Raw genomic sequence first — 18004 nt, forward strand, 5'->3', positions numbered from 1 at the left:
GGTTGATCCTGCTCATGAGCCAAGCCCCCCTCGTCCTGGTGGACGGTTCGTCTTACCTGTATCGCGCCTTTCACGCGCTGCCACCGCTGACCACGTCCAAAGGCCTGCCGACCGGCGCGGTCAAAGGCGTGTTGAACATGCTCAAGAGTCTGCGCAAGCAGTACCCGGACAGCCCGTTCGCCGTGGTGTTCGACGCCAAGGGCGGGACGTTTCGCGATGAGATGTACGCCGAATACAAAGCCAACCGCCCGAGCATGCCCGATGACATGCGTGTGCAGATCGAGCCGCTGCACCAGAGCGTGATCGCCCTCGGCTTCCCGCTGCTGTGCGTGGACGGCGTCGAGGCCGACGACGTGATCGGCACCCTCGCCCGCAGCAGCGCGGCGGCGGATCGCCCGGTGATCATCTCCACCGGCGACAAGGACATGGCGCAACTGGTCGACGGCCACATTACCTTGGTCAACACCATGTCCGGTAGCTCGATGGATGTGGAGGGCGTGAAGGAGAAATTCGGCGTCGCACCGGAGCAGATCATCGATTATCTGGCGCTGATGGGCGATTCCTCCGACAACATCCCGGGCGTGCCGGGCATTGGCCCGAAGACCGCATCCGGCCTGCTGGTTGGCGTCAATGGTGGTCTGACCGAGCTGTACGCCAACCTCGACATCGTGCCGACCCTGCCGATTCGCGGCGCTAAAACCCTGCCGGCCAAGCTCGAAGAGCACAAAGAGATGGCCTTCCTCTCCTATCAACTGGCAACCATCAAAATCGACGTGCCGCTGGACATCGGTCTCGATGATTTGCAGATGGGTCCAGAAGATCCGGCCAAACTCTACGAGCTGTACTCCCTGCTGGAATTCAAGAGCTGGTTGAACGACCTTGATCGTGACGCCAAGCGCCTGGAACTGAGCGCGGCTGTCGAGCCTGCGCCGGCCGCCGATCTGTTCAGCACGCCAGAAGCCGAAGCGCCTGCCCCCGCTCAAGCCGCGTACGAAACCATCCTCGATCAGGCACGCTTCGACGCCTGGCTGGAAAAACTGCGTAACGCCAGACTCTTCGCCTTCGACACCGAAACCACCGGCATCGACGCGCAGCAGGCGCAACTGGTCGGTCTATCGTTCGCCGTGCAGGCCAACGAAGCCGCCTACATCCCGCTGACCCACTCCTACATTGGCGTGCCTGAGCAACTGGATCGCGACACCGTGCTGCGCGCACTCAAACCGATTCTCGAAGACCCGAACAAACTCAAGGTCGGCCAGCACGCCAAGTTTGACATGAATATTCTGGCCAACTGCGCCATCGGCGGCGATCAGAACGACGGCATCACCGTGCGCGGCATCGCCTTCGATACGATGCTTGAATCCTATGTGCTCAACTCCACCGCGACCCGTCATGACATGGACAGCCTCGCGCAGAAATACCTCGACCACACCACGGTGAGTTTCCAGGACATCGCCGGCAAAGGCGCCAAGCAGCTCACCTTTGACCAGATAGCCCTGGAACAGGCCGGGCCGTATGCCGCCGAAGACGCCGATATCACCCTGCGTCTGCACCAGACTCTGTTTGACAAGCTCAGCGCCATCCCGAGCCTGGCGAGCGTGCTGACCGACATCGAGATTCCGCTGGTGCCGGTGCTGGCTCGTATTGAACGCCAGGGCGCGTTCGTCGATGCCGAACTGCTGGGCATCCAGAGCATCGAGCTGGGCAACAAGATGGTCGCGCTGGAGCGTGAAGCGTTCGAGATCGCCGGGGAAGAATTCAACCTCGGCTCGCCCAAGCAGTTGGGGGTGATTCTCTACGAAAAACTTGGCCTGCCGGTGCTGAAGAAAACCGCCAAGGGCCAGCCATCCACCGCCGAAGAAGTGCTGGCGAAGCTTGCCGAGGACGATCACCGCTTGCCGAAGGTGCTGATGGAGCACCGCTCGATGAGCAAGCTGAAAAGCACCTACACCGACCGCCTGCCGGAGCAGATCAACCCGCGCACCGGGCGCATCCACACCTCGTATCATCAAGCCGTCGCCTCGACCGGGCGCCTGTCCTCCAGCGATCCGAACCTGCAGAACATTCCGGTGCGCACCGCTGAAGGCCGACGTATTCGTCAGGCTTTCATCGCCCCCAAGGGCTACAAACTGCTGGCGGCGGACTATTCGCAGATCGAACTGCGGATCATGGCGCATCTGTCCAAAGACGAAGGTTTGATGAACGCCTTCCGCCACAACCTCGACGTGCACACCGCCACCGCGGCGGAAGTGTTCAAGGTCGAGCTCGACCAAGTGACCTCCGACCAGCGCCGCAGCGCCAAGGCGATCAACTTCGGGCTGATCTACGGCATGGGTGCGCAGAAGCTCGGCAAGGACATCGGCGTCGACACCAAGACCGCCAAGGCTTACATCGACACTTATTTCGCCCGTTATCCGGGGGTTCGCGAGTACATGGACCGCACCCGCGCGCAAGCGGCGGATCAGGGTTACGTCGAAACGTTCTTCGGTCGCCGCCTGTACTTGCCGGAGATCAATTCGAACAAGCCACAGGAACGCGCCGCTGCTGAACGCACAGCGATCAATGCGCCGATGCAGGGCACGGCGGCCGACATCATCAAGAAAGCCATGGTGGCTGTGGATAACTGGCTGGCAACGTCCGGGCTGGATGCCCGGGTGATCCTGCAGGTCCACGATGAATTGGTACTGGAGGTTCGCGAAGATCTGGTCGAGCAGGTCAGTGCCGAAATCCGCGTGCACATGAGCGAGGCGGCGAAGCTGGATGTGCCGTTGCTGGTCGAAGTGGGCGTGGGCCACAACTGGGATGAGGCTCACTAAGCCCTTTGAGGCCCGTGTTGCCGCGAGGTCGCGTCGCGGCAGCACAGGCAAAATCAGCTTAGTCCGAAACGCGCTAGAACTTATTCCCAAGCTTTTCGAAAAAAATCTGAACTAATCTGCCAACCGAACACTCAGAGGTACTGAATGGCTGGTGAAGCCCTTCGATGCTCCTATGTTGTGTTAAGTGTTGGCAGATATCTGAACCCCGCCCTAGCGGTTCGGAACTTGAACCCCGGAATTCTCCCTCCCCAATGAATCCCGGGGCTTTTTTTGCCTGCGATTTACTCCGCAGGCAATTCAGCGCCCTTGTCAGCCAGCTCCATCCAGCCCGCCAAGACAGTGTAGGCCTCTTCCAGGCCCATGCGTTTTGGCGCAGAAAACAGCTGGATCGTCACGAGATCACCCCAACCCTTGCGAATTTCCGCCTGCACTTTGAGCAGGGTGTTCTTGGCTGCGCCGTAGGTCAGCTTGTCAGCCTTGGTCAGCAGGATATGCATCGGCATGCCGGCAGCCACGGCCCAATCGAGCATCAGCAGGTCGAAGTCGGTCATTGGATGGCGGATGTCCATCATCAGAATCAGACCTTTCAAACTCTCGCGGCCACCCAGATAAGCCTCAAGGTGACGCTGCCAGTGTTGCTTGAGCGGGATCGGTACTTTTGCGTAACCGTAGCCCGGCAGGTCGACCAGACGCCGATCATCGTCTAGCTTGAAGAAGTTCAACAGCTGTGTGCGACCCGGGGTTTTCGAGGTACGCGCAAGGCTGGCATGCGTCAGGGTGTTCAATGCGCTCGACTTGCCGGCGTTGGAACGACCGGCGAAAGCCACTTCGAAGCCTTCGTCGTCAGGGCATTGATCGACTTTGGCGGCACTGAGCATGAACGTGGACTGTTGGCACAGGCCGAGGATGGGATTCTTGAGTTGCATGGGATTTCCGATGTGGGCGGCGCCGGGATTGGGCGCGGAACGCGGTGTCGCTTCCGTTTCAGTGACGCCAGTATATAATGCCGCAGATTTTGTGTGTGCTTTGTCCCAGCGAAGGATGAAGTTCACGAGAGCGACAGACTTTGATTGCGCATTAGAACGCAGAACGCTCTCAACCCTGAAAAGGTCGTTTTATGACGAAATGGCTGCTGGCTGCCGGAGTCTTGATGCCGCTTTACAGCGCACAGGCTACACAGGATCCGGAAGCTGTGTACAACCGTGTTTGTGGTGCCTGTCATTCCGGCCAACTACCCATGGCGCCCGAAAGAGGCGATCAGGAAGCTTGGACGCCGAGGTTGGCGAAAGGTATGGGGACGCTGGTGCAACACGTGACCCAGGGTTTCAAGGCGATGCCGCCGCGTGGTTTGTGCATGGACTGCAGTGCCGAGGATTACCAGGCCATCATCCTGTGGATGAGCGAGAGTAAACCCGGTCCATAACTTAACCCTTAGCCGTAGTTGGATTAGCTGATGAACAAATTGATCGTGAGTCTGCTGTTGACCGTGGGAATTTCAGGCTTCGCCCATGCTGCCGGCGATGCCGCAGCAGGCCAGGCGAAAGCCGCCGTTTGCGGGGCCTGCCATGGCCCGGACGGCAACAGCATGGCACCAAACTTTCCGAAACTGGCGGGCCAGGGTGAGCGCTATCTGAACAAGCAACTGCACGACATCAAGTCGGGCAAGCGCGTCGTTCTGGAAATGACCGGCCTGCTGACCAACCTGAACGATCAGGATCTGGCCGACATGTCCGCCTGGTTCGCCAGCCAGAAAGGCAGCGTTGGCGCCGCCGATCCGAAGATCGTCGCACGCGGTGAAGCGTTGTTCCGTGGCGGCAACCTGGAAAAAGGCCTGCCAGCCTGCACCGGCTGCCATTCGCCGAATGGTGCCGGCAACGCCGCCGCCGGGTTCCCGCACCTGGGTGGCCAGCACGCTCAATACATCGCCAAACAGCTGACCGACTTCCGCAAGGAAGAGGCCGGACGCAGCAACGATGGCGACGCGATGACCATGCGCACCATTGCACGCAAGCTGAGCGATGAAGACATCGCTGCCGTTTCCAGCTATATCCAGGGCTTGCACTAAGGCCTTGATTTCGAGCGTTGAACGCGGCGCGCAACGCCTGCCACGTTAACGCTCGATTAATCCTTCACAGCAAGTATAAAAAGGGTGGCTTTGGCCGCCCTTTTTTGTGGCCGCTGCCGTTACACTACAGCACTCATGCCCGCCAGGATCTGTCCCGAACAACCCGCGCGAGGCGACCCAAATTGTCCAGGAGTAAAGCATGCGTAATCTGATCATCAGCGCCGCCCTCGTCGCTGCCAGCCTGTTCGGCGTGACCGCCCAGGCCGCTGAAGCCCCTGCCGCCCCTTATGTTGAACTGGCTAACCCGGTCCCGGTTGCGGTGCCTGGCAAAATCGAAGTGGTCGAGCTGTTCTGGTACGGCTGCCCGCATTGCTACGCCTTTGAACCAGTGATCAATCCTTGGGTTGAAAAGCTGCCGTCCGATGTCAACTTCGTGCGCATTCCCGCCATGTTCGGTGGCCCGTGGGACGCTCACGGCCAGATGTTCCTGACTCTGGAAGCCATGGGTGTCGAGCACGAGGTTCACAACGCCGTGTTCAACGCCATTCAGAAAGAACACAAAAAGCTTACCGACAAAAACGACATGGCTGACTTCCTCGCCACTCAGGGCGTGGACAAGGACAAATTCCTCGCCACCTTCGACTCGTTCGCCATCAAGGGCCAGATCGTCAAGGCTCGCGAGCTGGCCAAGAAGTATGAAATCACTGGCGTGCCAACCATGATCGTCAACGGTAAGTACCGCTTCGACATCGGCTCCGCCGGCGGCGCCGAACAAGCGGTGAAGCTGGCCGACCAACTGGTCGCCAAAGAGCGTGCCGCCACCAAGGCCGCTGCCAACTAAGCGCGGCAACCGCCATGCGCCGCTGGAAGTCCGAACGCATCGTTGGCCTGCATGATCCGCAGGTCAACGAGCATCACCTGGCATCGACGGGCTTGCCCGCGGATCAGCGTCTGCGCCTGCTCAGCTTCAACATCCAGGTCGGCATCAGCACCGAGCGCTATCGGCATTACCTGACCCGCAGCTGGCAGCATTTGCTGCCGCACACCGGGCGCTCGGGCAATCTGCAGAAGATCGGCGACCTGCTCGGCGACTTCGATCTGGTCGCCCTGCAGGAAGCCGATGGCGGCAGCCTGCGTTCAGGCTACGTCAATCAGGTCGAACACCTGGCCCACCTCGGCGCCTTCCCCTACTGGTATCAACAACTCAATCGCAACCTCGGCCGGCTGGCCCAGCACAGCAATGGCGTGCTCAGCCGTCTGAAGCCGTGGGCGATCGAAGATCACCCGCTGCCCGGCCCGAAAGGACGCGGCGCGATCCTGCTGCGTTTCGGCGAAGGCCCGGAAGCGTTGGTGGTGGTGATGATGCACCTGGCCCTCGGAGCGCGGACGCGCAGCCTGCAACTGGCCTACATCCGCGATTTGATCGGTGGCTATAAACACCAGGTACTGATGGGCGACATGAACACCCATGCCAGCGATCTGCTGGAACAGTCGCCGTTACGCGATCTCGGCCTGCTGGCCCCGCAGGTGGAAGCGACCTTCCCCAGCTGGCGCCCACAACGTTGCCTTGATCATATTTTGCTCAGCCCGACCCTGACCCTGGAAAAGGTCGAGGTGCTGGCCCACCCCATTTCCGATCACCTGCCGGTCGCGGTGGAAATTCGTCTGCCGGGTTCGCTCATGGCCGATGCATTGCCCGCGTTGAGCCCTGCCCCTCGCGGAACCTGTGAATGAGCGACGAAGCCCAGCGCTGGAAAGAGAAGTACCTCAAAAGCATCGAACAGCAGGACAAGCTCGAACGACGCTGGGCCGCCCGGCTCGATCTGCTGCGACGCGGACTGGTGCGCAGTACGCTGGCGGCCGAGGGCACCGACAAAGTCGTCGATCAGTGCATGAAGGAGATGCGCGAGGTAGTACGCACCGACGACATGGACGCCGGCCTCGCCGCCCTGCTGCCACGCCTGGAAAAAGCCGTGCTCGATTCCGAGCAGCGCCGTGAAACCCGGATCGATCAGGTCAGCACCGCGCTGACGGCACTGGTCACGCAGTTGCAGTCCTTGCCGCTGCCACGCGAAGTCGCCCAGCCATTGAAGAAGTTCGCCAAGCAACTGGACAGCCGCGTCGGTTCGGCACGGGAAATGCCACTGCTGCTCAGCGAATTGAGCGGGCTGCAAGGCAAGGCGTTGAGTCACTTGGAGACGCCAACCGAACCGGGGCGTCCGGGGTTGCTACAACGACTGTTCGGCAGCCGCGACAGCGAGGAAATGCCCGCAGTGCCCCCAGACACCGTCGCATCGACGCACGAAGCACCTGCGGCACCAGCGCCGGTCACGGTCGAGCCACAAGCGCAATCCACGCCAGTGGCCCCGGCGACTGGCACCGAACCACGGGGCGTAGAACCTGCGCCTGTAGATGCGGCGACTGCGCCCGTACCCGAGACTCACGCGGAACCGGACGTGGTGGCCTTCGTCCCGCCAACGGTGCCCACCGACGTGGCCCCTGTGGCGATTACCGACGAAGCCGCCCTGCCGGCAGTCGACGCCGCCGCCGAGCCGGCTCAAACGCCCGCCACGCCGACCCCTTTCAACCCCGACGAACTGATCCATCCGGGCGATCCAGCGCCGCTGATCCTCGATAGCCTGCCGCTGCCCGAACCCATCGCCCAAGCGTTGGCGGCGATCGACCCGGAGCAATCGGAACACGACATTCTGTTCGCCCTCCCGGATTCCCCAGAGCCTTCCTACAGCTCGGTAGCCAGGCACATCGAAGAAACCTTGATCGGCCTGCTGGATGACCTGACGCTGCCCGAGCGCCATCGCCCGCAAGCCGAGGCCATGCGTGACCGCCTCCAACACGGGTTGAACTGGTACGAACTGATCCCCATCCTCGACGATCTTGCGACGTTGATGCTGGCGATCACCGACAGCGGCCAGCACGAATTCGAAGCCTATCTGCAACAACTCAACGAGCGCCTCGAAGCGTTCCAGAGCAACCTGCAGGCGGCCAGTGACGGCCATGCCGACAACCGTTCGGCAGCGCGGGCCATGGACACGCAGATTCGTGAACAAGTCGACGGTCTTCAAACCAGCGTGCAGGAAGCGGCGGACCTGGACGACCTCAAGCAAGTGCTGGAGAACCACCTCGAAGGCCTGCTCGGCACCATGGACCAGCACCAGAAGCAACGCGACGCCCGCGAGCAGGAAGTGGCGGCCCGACTCAAGGGCCTGTCCGAACGCGTGGCTCACATGGAGCAGGAAGCCCAGGGCTTTCGCGAGCATCTGGAGGAACAACGCCAGAAGGCCCTGATCGACCCGCTCACTGGTTTGCCCAACCGCGCGGCGTGGAGCGAACGCCTCGAACACGAGATCCGGCAGTGGCAACAACACGGCAACACCTTGAGCCTGGCAATGCTCGACCTCGATCATTTCAAACGGATCAACGACAGCTACGGCCATCTGGCGGGTGACAAGGTTTTAAAGATCATCGCCACGGTGCTGCGCAAACGCCTGCGCGGTTCAGACTTCATTGCCCGTTTCGGCGGCGAAGAATTTGTCTTGCTACTGCCCGCAACGCCCCCGGCGGCGGGCGCCAAATTGCTCGAAACATTGCGCGCGGCGATTGAAGCCTGCCCGTTTCACTTCAAAGGCGAACGGGTGACGATCACGATTTCCATGGGGCTGGCATCGTTCAGGGTCGGAGAACATAGCGATATGGTGCTGAAAAGAGCCGATCAGGCGCTGTATCGTGCAAAAAACGCCGGTCGCAACCGCGTGGAACTGAGCTAAGGCAATTGTTCCATTTTGTTTAAATCCGCTGGCTGACCGACTTCGGGCAAATCCGTACGTTACACTGTTGCATTATCGTCTTCTGCGTATTGCTCTCTGCCATGAAATTCTTAGTCCTTGTTGCCTCATTACTCGTGCTGGCCGGTTGTGCCAGCGGTCCGCGTTTCGATACCAGCCATCCTTCGGCCAATTACGACAGCCGCATCCAGTTCGTGGTCGTGCATTACACCTCCACATCGCTGGAGCGCTCGCTGCAGTTGCTGACTCACGGCGACGTCAGCAGTCATTACCTGATCGGCGATGACAAGGGGGGCACCATTTACAAGCTGATGGATGAAAACCAGCGCGCCTGGCACGCCGGCGAAAGCCAATGGCAGGGCCGCACCTGGCTGAACTCCAGCTCGATCGGCATCGAAATCGTCAATCCCGGCTTCAAGGACACTCCGACCGGACGCCTCTGGTACCCGTACAGCGAAGCGCAGATTCGATCGTTGATCGTTCTGCTCAAGGACATCAGCCAGCGCAACGGCATCAGTCCTCGCCATATCATCGGTCATAGCGATATCGCGCCACTGCGCAAACTCGATCCGGGGCCGTTGTTCCCGTGGAAGCGTCTCGCGGCCGAAGGCCTTGGCCTGTGGCCCGACGAGCAAGCCGTGGCGCGCCAGCAGGCGCTGTTCAACAGCCGCGAGCTACCGGGCATCAGCTGGTTTCAGGCCCAACTGGCGCATCTGGGCTACGACACACCGCAGACCGGCGAACTGGATGTCGCCACGCGCCATGTCCTCGCCGCGTTTCAAATGCACTACCGCCCTTCGCGCTTCGACGGCACGCCGGACGCGCAAACGGCCGCGCTGTTGCTGGTACTCAACCAGACAAAATAATGACGCCCGCCCGACGGTCAGGGCGAAATTGCAATCAGCAGCTATAACTCATTGGTAAATCTTCGGATATTCCATGATGGTTGCTACCCGAGAGACACTGCGTAGCGGACTCTATCGCCCCGGCGTTCTGGCGATGATCGCGGCTGTCCTCAGTGCCGGCCTGCTCATGGCTGGCGGCACGTTCGTCGCCATGCGCCAGCTCGAATACAACGAAAGTCAGGAAATGAACGCCCAGGGCGAGCGTTTTCTCGCGCGCCTTGAACAGTTGTTCGGTCAATTGCGTGAAAGTCTCGACGATCTCGAAGCCCAGCCTCTGCGCAGTTGTGACGACGAAATGATCGCCACCCTGCAACAAGTCACCTCCAATTACCGCTTCGTCTATGAAGCCGCGTTCATGGACGCTACGCGGGTCTGTTCCAATCGCCCTCGCCAGGACGGCTTGTCGATGGTCCGCGCACCGGACATCGAGGGTCCGACCTATAGCTACTGGCTGAACACCACCACCGAACCCGATGAAAATCGCGCCGCCTTGATGCTGGGGCGTGGCAATTTCCGTGTGGCCACCTCGCGCGGCCATTTGACTGACATGGTCGATTTGTCACCCGGTAGCAGCTTGCTCGTTGTGCTCGATCATGGCACCCGGGCAATTCCGGTGCTCGGCACGGCGCTGACGTGGCCCCCCACCGCACCCTGGCCACCGCAAACCGGCGATGCGCTGCAAGTCACCCAGACCCACCTGATCTACCGCATGCCCACCGATAACCCCGAATATCAACTGATGCTGATCACACCGCGTAACGGTATGCACATTCCGCCCGGCTGGTGGTGGCTGGTGCCGGCCTGTCTGCTCGCCGGGGCGATTGTCGGGTTTCTGGTGTTGTTACTGGTGCGCCAACGTCAGTCGCTGGACGCCGAACTGCACGGCGCCATTCGCCGAGGCGAGTTGCAGGTGCTGTATCAACCGATCTTCGACCTCGACAGCCGCAACTGCGTCGGCGCCGAGGCCCTGCTGCGCTGGCGGCGCCCGGACGGCAGCCTGACCAGTCCCGACCTGTTCATACCGATGGCAGAAAATACCGGACAGATTCGCCAGATGACCGACTTCGTCCTGCAGCGCTTGCTGGAGCAACTGGGCCAACTGCTGCGAGCCAATCCGCAGCTGTACATCTCGGTAAACCTCGCCGCATGCGATGTGATGGTGCCGCGCATCGGCCAGGTGATGGCGCGGCTGCTGACGCTGCACCGCGTCGCCGCGCGGCAGATCGCCTTTGAAGTTACCGAGCGCGGCCTGATCGATGTCGTGGTGGCGCGGGAAAACCTGCAGGCCCTGCGCGATGTCGGCCATCAAGTACTGATCGACGATTTCGGCACCGGCTATTGCAGCCTCGCCTACTTGCAGACGCTGCCGGTGGATTGCCTGAAGATCGATAAATCATTCATCGATGCGCTCGGCCATGACGCGGCCAGCAGCGGCGTCGCTCCGCACATCATTCACATGGCGCAGGCGCTGGACCTGAAGGTGATCGCCGAAGGCATCGAGCTGGAATCACAAGCCCGACTGCTCAGCAGCGAGGGGGTGAAATTCGGTCAGGGCTGGCTGTTCGCCCATGCGCTGAGCGCGGTGCAGTTCATCGAACTGATCACCCGGGGGCGCCGGCTCGTCGGGCGCAGGATGGATGACGAAGCCTAAACCGCGAGCGCCATGTAGAACTGCGTGCCCTGCCCCGGCCGCGAATAAACGCCCATCCGCCCACCGTGCAGTTGGACGATTTCCTTGCACAGAGCCAGGCCGAGACCCGCGCCGCCCTTCTTGCGCCCGACCTGCACGAACGGCTCGAAGATCCGCCCCTGCTGGCCATAGGGAATCCCCTCGCCGTTGTCTTCGACACTGATGATCACTCGCTCGCCATGGCGCCGCGCCTGCAAGCGGATCTGCCCGTCGCGCGTGGTATGGCGCAAGGCATTGTCGATCAGATTGTCGAGTACCCGATCAAGCTGCGCCTGGTCGGCCTGCAAACGCGGCAACGGGCCTTGCACTTCCACTGTCAACGCAATGCCTTGCGCTGCGGCGACATCGGCAAAGCGTGATTGCGCCTGCTCCAGCAAATCGTCGATGGAACACGGCGCCAGCGTCAGCTTCTGCAGACCGTTCTGATACCGCGAGAAGTTGAGCAAGTCATTGATCAACTGCATCAGGCGCTGCATTTCTTCGTTCACGGTATCAAGCAGGTCGGCTTCGCGAGACTCGGGGGCAAACTGCGTCCGCTCGCGGAACAGACCAAACGCCATGTGCATGCCAGTGACCGGCGTGCGCAGTTCATGGGAAGCACGCAAGACGAACTCACTGCGCACGCGCTCAAAGGCGCGTTGCTCGGTAACGTCGTGCAAGACCATCACCGCGCCGAGGATATGTCCTTGCGTGTGGCTGACCGGCGTCAGGCTGTAGGTCAGCAAGCGCGACTCGCCATCGATCTCGATGTTCAAGTCTTCCGGCGCGCGCTCCAGCGTGCCGCCGCGCAACACCAGTTGCAGCTGCGCGTCGAGTTCCGGGCGCCCGAGAGCGGTCCCCAGCCCCTGCCCCAGGCGATCGTCTTCCCAGCCCAACTGGCGCTGCGCCACCGGGTTGAGGTGCTCCAGATGACCCTGTCGATCGATCATCAATAAGCCGTCGTCGATACTGTCGAGCACCGCCTGCAAACGTTGCTGGCCGGCGAGCAGCTCATCCACGTTGGTTGCCTGGTGCTGGCGCAACGCCTCGGCCATCAGGCCGAAACGCCGAGATAACAGGTTCACTTCCATGGCCGATGAAATCGGCAAGGTCACATCGTAATTGCCCTGGCCGATACTGTCGGCGGCCTTGGCCAGCGCCTCGATGGGCGCACCGAAGCGTCGGGCGATGCCCTGGGCCGTCACGAAACCGATGATCAACACCGCCAGGCCCACCAGCCCAAGCAGTCCGGCGATGAGCAAGGCGCGCTCACGCGCGGCGTGTTGCACCGCGTTGATGTTGTCCAGGGCCTGCTTGTGCTCGGCGATCAAGCCACTGCGCAGAATATTGAAGCGCTCACGGAAGTCCGCACTGGCGCTGGCGTCTCTGGCCGCCTCTGCCGAGACATCGAAGGACGCGAGAAACTTGAGGTAATCGGCCTTGGCCTGCTTGAAGCCATAGGCCAGCTCATCGCTGCCCTGTTGGGCGATACCCTGATCAAGCAATTCGAAATAATGCTGCTTGGACGCTTCAAACGCGACCGGATCGGGCTTCTGCGCGAGCATGATGATCAATTGATCGCCCAGCGTCTGCCGCAGCTTGAGGCCCAGGTCCAGGGTGATGAAATTGCTGCGCACCAGCGCTTCCTGCGAACCGGCCATCTGCAACACGCTGACCAGCCCGAGCAGAAGCCCGAGCAAAGCCACCGTGATCAATGCAGAAATGCTCAGGAACAGGCGCGTGCGCAGCTTCATCGCCAGTTTCATCGCGCGGCGCTCACAGGTTGTACTGCTTGCGCTTGCGATACAGGGTCGAAGCGTCGATACCCAAGGTTTTGGCCGCCTGATCGAGGGTGCCGGCAGTGGCGAGCACGGCGCCGATATGCGCTTTCTCCAATTCATCGAGGCTCAGCGCTGCGCCGACACGAGGCGCATTGTTGGCCGGTTGCTCGGCCATGCCGAGGTGGCTGATCTCCACGCGTTCCTGTGGGCAGATAATGCTCGCCCGCTCGACCACGTTGCGCAATTCACGAATATTGCCCGGCCAGCGATAGCCGAGCAGTGCTTCGCGGGCTTCATCGCTGAACCCCCGCGCTGGCCGCGCGTACTCTTTGACGAAACGCGCAAGAAAGCGGTCTGCCAGGGTCAGGATGTCCTCGGCGCGCTCGCGCAACGGCGGCAGGTGCAGCGTAATAACGTTCAGGCGATACAACAGGTCTTCCCGGAAGCGCCCATCGCGGACCATGTCTTCAAGGTTGAGGTTGGTCGCCGCGAGAATTCGAACATCAGCCCGGCGCGTGACCGGATCGCCGACCCGCTCATATTCCTTGTCTTGAATGAAACGCAGCAACTTGGGTTGCAACGTCAAAGGAAAATCGCCGATCTCGTCGAGAAACAACGTGCCGCCGTCGGCCTGATTGACTCGCCCCAAAGTGCTTTCGCTGGCGCCGGTAAAAGCGCCGCGGCTGTGACCGAACAATTCGCTTTCCATCAATTCGGCGGTCAGCGACGGGCAGTTGATGGTCACACAGGACTTCTTCTCGCGCTTACTCCAGCCGTGAATGGCCCGGGCGAGTTCGCCTTTACCGGTACCGGACTCGCCAAGAATCAGAATGTTGGCGTCAGTACTCGCCACTTGCCGCGCCGTCTCCAGTACGACTTTCATCGCCGGGCTGTGGGAATCGAGACCGTCCTTGGGCTTGCGCATCTCTCCTTCGAGGGCTTCGAGGCGCGCCGAGAGCTGGCGCACTTCCAGCTGCTTGGCAGTCGCCAGACGCAATTGGTCGGGGCTGCACGGCTTGACCAGATAATCGGCGGCGCCCGCCTGAATGGCATCCACAGCGGTGTCGACCGCCGAGTGTGCGGTGACGATCACCACGCGCATCCACGGCGCCTGGATACGCATTTGCGCGAGAACGTCGAGACCGTTGTCCTCGCCCAGGCGTAAATCGAGAAAGCACAGATCAAAGACCTGGCGTTGCAGCAATGCTTCGGCCTGTGCCGCGCTGTTGGCGGTGGCCACCGTATAGCCTTCATCTTCCAGGCAATAACGGAACGTACGCAGGATGGCGGATTCGTCGTCCACCAGCAGAATGCGGCCTTGATGCTCAGTGGCAGATTCCATTTTTCCTACGCTCCATAGTGATTAGTCTTGGGTTAGTCCCGGAAAAATCGGGCAAGTTGCATGGTTGATTCTGAACGAAGCCAGTCATGGGAGGGTAGCCCTCTCCTGCCTTTACGGCCAATCCTTTGATTTTGTTGAATTTTTAAACAAAGCGAGATTTTCCCGACGCGCCTTACGTCCTGTTCTGACATCTGCATCCTGCCATCAATTCCATAACTATGAATTCTCCTACGAAATAATCGTGCATTGCGCACGACCGCAGATGAGCCATCGTGCAGGATGCGTCGTAGCCTTTTTCTATATCAATTATAACTTATTGATTTTATTGCATTTTTTTCAATGAAAAAACTGGCATGCAGACTGCAATACCTCTGGTAGCCCCGGGCAGACATGAACTGCCCCAACCGAATAAGAGTGAGGAACCCAGGATGACTCGCCAACGTGCCGCCCAACCGCGTATTTCGCCACTGCACATTCAGCAAGCTCTGTTTGGCGCACTTGCCCTGTTGATCACCCTGATTGCCTGTCAGCAGTACCTGCGCTGGGAAAGCAGCCAGCAGCGTGAGCCGCTGATCTCGGTCCAGCACACGACGCAAACGCACTTCAGTGCCGTCAGCAACAGCCAGGCCGAGAGCGCCTCGATGCGCATGATGGATGTCGACCAGGCGCAGCCACTGGACGAGCTACCACGGCAGGAACGCTGGGTGTTCTGAACGATTGAATGAATGAATTCGGCGCCAGACGCCGGAAACGCAAGATCCCTAAATAGAGAAGTAAGGAGAATCACCATGTTGAGTTGGGCAATCACATTTCTGATCATTGCCATCATCGCTGCAGTTCTGGGCTTCGGTGGTATCGCGGGCACCGCCACGGGTATCGCCAAGATTCTCTTTGTCGTGTTCCTGGTGATGTTCATCGCTTCCTTCTTCTTTGGCCGTCGCGGCCGAGGTTAACGATGAGTGCGTTAAAGACATTGGCAGCCGCCCTGCTCCTGGGCGGCAGTGCCATGGCGATGGCGGCCAACGACGGCCAGACCCGGGTCAACGAATTGCTCGCCGCAGACGAGCAGTACCGCGAAACCTGGGAAGGCGTGATCAAAAAGGAAGAGCGTGTACCGGAGTGGGTGATCAACCTGTCGGGTACCTCCGAGCAACAGATGCATGCCGTCACTGAAGATGGCGACAAATATCTGGTCGGCCCGCTCTGCGAAAATCAGGACAAGTGCCTGAACCATCGCTTGATCGTCGCCTTCAGCTTCGACAAGGACGACGCTTACGCCATGCTGGTCGATGTGCCTGAAGGCCTGCCGCAGGACAAGTCGCCGACGCGACACGCCACCTACCGCTTCTTCGGCAAACCCGACCAGGGCATGCAGGATCTGTTGATGGAAACCCTCAAGAAAGATCCGAAGTGGTATTGAATTGATTCGCACATGAAGGCAGCAGCCCTGCTGCTTTCCACTGCCCGACCCACCCAGGGTCGAGGCATGACCAGGGGGCCGGGACGCTCTGACTGTTGCAAGGTCGGAGTGACCTACGGGTACAGGGAGTGCCTGCGCGAGGGCCGGGTCAGGGTCAGTAAAAGCTGCAACGCAGGTTCGCCAGCCCACCGCGGCTCGACGGACTTGCGCTGAGCTTCCCATTCAGCAAAACGTTGATCCAGAGCGCCCAGCTCAGCGTTGGAAGCGACAATACTGCGCGGGAAAACATTTCGTAGTGTTTCCTGGCGACCGTATATCGACAAAGAGACCGTCCAAACAGTAAGACTTCTAGTCTCCCTACGTAGGCTTTTTCCGAGAATTTTCGCCGATTTTTTTCGCTCAAAAAATAATCAATCTACGCTGCAATGGCCGGTTCACGGCACTTTTGCCGGCTGAAATGTCACAATCGAACCGGTTGGGACGCCAGTTTCATTTAAAAAAGCTCATGCCGATTCGGCATAGGGTAGGCGTTTACGGCATTAGACGGCGCAACCTTGCATCGGAATAGTTGCGCCTTTTTTCGCCTGCCGAAGAGCCGTAAATACGCGCTTCGGGGCACCTTATACGGAGGCAGATGCACAGACTTTTCCGCTGATGAGCGTTCCAGTTCCTGCATGTGCCTGAGTCAAACGCAAGTAAGGGTAAAGATAATGAAGAAGGCAAAGCTTAGCCTCGCCTGGCAGATCCTCATCGGTCTGGTATTGGGGATTGCAATTGGTGCGTTGCTCAACCACTTCAGTGCCGAGAAGGCCTGGTGGATCAGCAACGTCCTGCAACCGGCAGGCGATATCTTTATCCGTCTGATCAAGATGATCGTGATTCCGATCGTCATCTCTTCCCTGATCGTCGGCATTGCCGGCGTCGGCGACGCCAAGAAGCTGGGGCGGATCGGCCTGAAGACGATCATCTACTTCGAAATTGTGACGACCATCGCGATCGTCGTCGGTCTGGTGCTGGCCAATGTGTTCCACCCGGGCACCGGCATCGATATGAGCACCCTGGGCACGGTCGATATCTCGAAGTACCAGGCGACCGCCGCCGAAGTGCAGCATGAGCATGCGTTCATCGAGACCATCCTCAACCTGATCCCGTCGAACATCTTCGCGGCCATGGCCCGCGGCGAAATGCTGCCGATCATCTTCTTCTCGGTGCTGTTCGGTCTCGGTCTGTCGAGCCTGCAGTCGGACCTGCGCGAGCCGCTGGTGAAGATGTTCCAGGGCGTCTCGGAAAGCATGTTCAAAGTCACCCACATGATCATGAACTACGCCCCGATCGGCGTGTTTGCACTGATCGCGGTGACCGTCGCCAACTTCGGTTTCGCCTCGCTGGTGCCGCTGGCGAAACTGGTGATTCTGGTTTACGTCGCCATCGCCTTCTTCGCCTTCGTGGTGCTGGGCCTGATCGCCAAACTGTTCGGTTTCTCGGTGATCAAGCTGATGCGCATCTTCAAGGATGAGCTGGTGCTGGCCTACTCCACCGCTTCTTCGGAAACCGTGCTGCCGCGGGTCATCGAGAAGATGGAAGCCTACGGCGCGCCGAAAGCCATCTGCAGCTTCGTGGTGCCGACCGGCTACTCCTTCAACCTCGACGGCTCGACCCTGTACCAGTCCATCGCCGCCATCTTCATCGCCCAGCTGTACGGCATCGACTTGTCGATCAGCCAGCAACTGCTGCTGGTACTGACGCTGATGGTCACCTCCAAAGGCATCGCCGGCGTACCGGGCGTGTCCTTCGTCGTGCTGCTGGCGACGCTGGGCAGTGTTGGCATTCCGCTGGAGGGCCTGGCGTTCATCGCCGGTGTCGACCGCGTCATGGACATGGCCCGTACCGCATTGAACGTCATCGGCAACGCCTTGGCAGTGCTGGTCATCGCACGCTGGGAAGGTATGTACGACGACGCCAAGGGCCAGCGCTACTGGAACTCCCTGCCGCACTGGCGCAGCAAGGAAAAACTGCCGGCGGGTGAGACCTCCAAGAACTGATACAAAACCTTGTAGGAGTGAGCCTGCTCGCGATAGCGGTGTGCCAGACAACAGAGATGTTGAATGTGCTGCCCTCATCGCGAGCAGGCTCACTCCTACAGGGGACCGAGTCGAACACACGAACCCCGGAGCAATCCGGGGTTTGTCGTTTCTGGCGACCC

At 60.2% G+C, this 18004-nt stretch carries 15 protein-coding genes; 12 read left to right on the forward strand and 3 right to left on the reverse strand.

Translation table 11 applies throughout. The annotated features are described in order from the left end of the window. Positions 1–14: 14 nt before the first annotated feature. Positions 15–2816 carry a DNA polymerase I gene (polA, locus tag HU739_RS17305; protein WP_186546281.1) on the forward strand — a complete coding sequence of 934 codons (2802 nt, stop codon included), beginning with the start codon at positions 15–17 and terminating at the stop codon, positions 2814–2816. Positions 2817–3097: 281 nt separating this feature from the next. On the opposite strand, the gene yihA is transcribed toward polA, so the two are convergent. Then, entirely contained in the window at positions 3098–3742 is a 645-nt protein-coding gene (gene yihA, locus HU739_RS17310) for a ribosome biogenesis GTP-binding protein YihA/YsxC (protein WP_186546280.1), read from the reverse strand. Positions 3743–3933: 191 nt separating this feature from the next. On the opposite strand from yihA, the gene HU739_RS17315 reads away from it, so the two are divergent. From HU739_RS17315 to HU739_RS17345, 7 genes are all read left to right on the forward strand, one after another. After that, entirely contained in the window at positions 3934–4239 is a 306-nt protein-coding gene (locus HU739_RS17315; RefSeq protein ID WP_186546279.1) for a c-type cytochrome, read from the forward strand. Positions 4240–4269: 30 nt separating this feature from the next. Beyond that, positions 4270–4881 carry a c-type cytochrome gene (locus tag HU739_RS17320; protein ID WP_186546278.1) on the forward strand — a complete coding sequence of 204 codons (612 nt, stop codon included), beginning with the start codon at positions 4270–4272 and terminating at the stop codon, positions 4879–4881. 199 nt (positions 4882–5080) lie between these two features. Then, entirely contained in the window at positions 5081–5722 is a 642-nt protein-coding gene (locus HU739_RS17325; protein WP_186546277.1) for a thiol:disulfide interchange protein DsbA/DsbL, read from the forward strand. 14 nt (positions 5723–5736) lie between these two features. Further along, the gene (locus HU739_RS17330; RefSeq protein WP_186546276.1) at positions 5737–6615 is read left to right on the forward strand and encodes an endonuclease/exonuclease/phosphatase family protein; all 879 of its coding nucleotides are present in this window, start codon (positions 5737–5739) and stop codon (positions 6613–6615) included. Beyond that, complete coding sequence (locus HU739_RS17335) at positions 6612–8666, forward strand: diguanylate cyclase (protein ID WP_186546275.1); 2055 nt, start codon at positions 6612–6614, stop codon at positions 8664–8666. Before HU739_RS17330 ends, HU739_RS17335 begins: the two co-directional genes overlap by 4 nt. Positions 8667–8767: 101 nt before the next feature. After that, entirely contained in the window at positions 8768–9550 is a 783-nt protein-coding gene (locus HU739_RS17340; RefSeq protein ID WP_186546274.1) for an N-acetylmuramoyl-L-alanine amidase, read from the forward strand. Positions 9551–9623: 73 nt separating this feature from the next. Beyond that, a complete protein-coding gene (locus HU739_RS17345; RefSeq protein ID WP_186546273.1) occupies positions 9624–11240 on the forward strand; it encodes an EAL domain-containing protein in 1617 nt (538 codons plus the stop codon). Here HU739_RS17345 and HU739_RS17350 read toward each other — a convergent pair. Next, on the reverse strand, positions 11237–13024 hold the full coding sequence (locus HU739_RS17350) for an ATP-binding protein (protein WP_186546272.1): 1788 nt from the start codon (positions 13022–13024) through the stop codon (positions 11237–11239). The genes HU739_RS17345 and HU739_RS17350 overlap by 4 nt on opposite strands. Before the next feature lie 10 nt (positions 13025–13034). After that, entirely contained in the window at positions 13035–14381 is a 1347-nt protein-coding gene (algB, locus tag HU739_RS17355) for a sigma-54-dependent response regulator transcription factor AlgB (protein WP_186546271.1), read from the reverse strand. Between the two features lie 428 nt (positions 14382–14809). Here algB and HU739_RS17360 point away from each other — a divergent pair, with 428 nt between their 5' ends. The 4 genes from HU739_RS17360 to gltP all read left to right on the forward strand — a co-directional run bounded on the left by HU739_RS17360 (position 14810) and on the right by gltP (position 17843). Continuing rightward, entirely contained in the window at positions 14810–15094 is a 285-nt protein-coding gene (locus HU739_RS17360; RefSeq protein ID WP_186546270.1) for a hypothetical protein, read from the forward strand. 75 nt (positions 15095–15169) lie between these two features. After that, on the forward strand, positions 15170–15334 hold the full coding sequence (locus HU739_RS17365; protein WP_003177151.1) for a DUF1328 domain-containing protein: 165 nt from the start codon (positions 15170–15172) through the stop codon (positions 15332–15334). A 2-nt stretch (positions 15335–15336) separates the two neighbouring features. After that, positions 15337–15801: an inhibitor of vertebrate lysozyme family protein gene (locus HU739_RS17370; protein ID WP_186546269.1), complete on the forward strand. Its 465-nt coding sequence runs from the start codon at positions 15337–15339 to the stop codon at positions 15799–15801. A gap of 710 nt (positions 15802–16511) precedes the next feature. Further along, positions 16512–17843 carry a glutamate/aspartate:proton symporter GltP gene (gene gltP / locus HU739_RS17375; RefSeq protein ID WP_186546268.1) on the forward strand — a complete coding sequence of 444 codons (1332 nt, stop codon included), beginning with the start codon at positions 16512–16514 and terminating at the stop codon, positions 17841–17843. Positions 17844–18004: the final 161 nt, after the last annotated feature.

Source organism: Pseudomonas hamedanensis (genome assembly GCF_014268595.2).
GTDB classification, from domain to species: domain Bacteria; phylum Pseudomonadota; class Gammaproteobacteria; order Pseudomonadales; family Pseudomonadaceae; genus Aquipseudomonas; species Aquipseudomonas hamedanensis.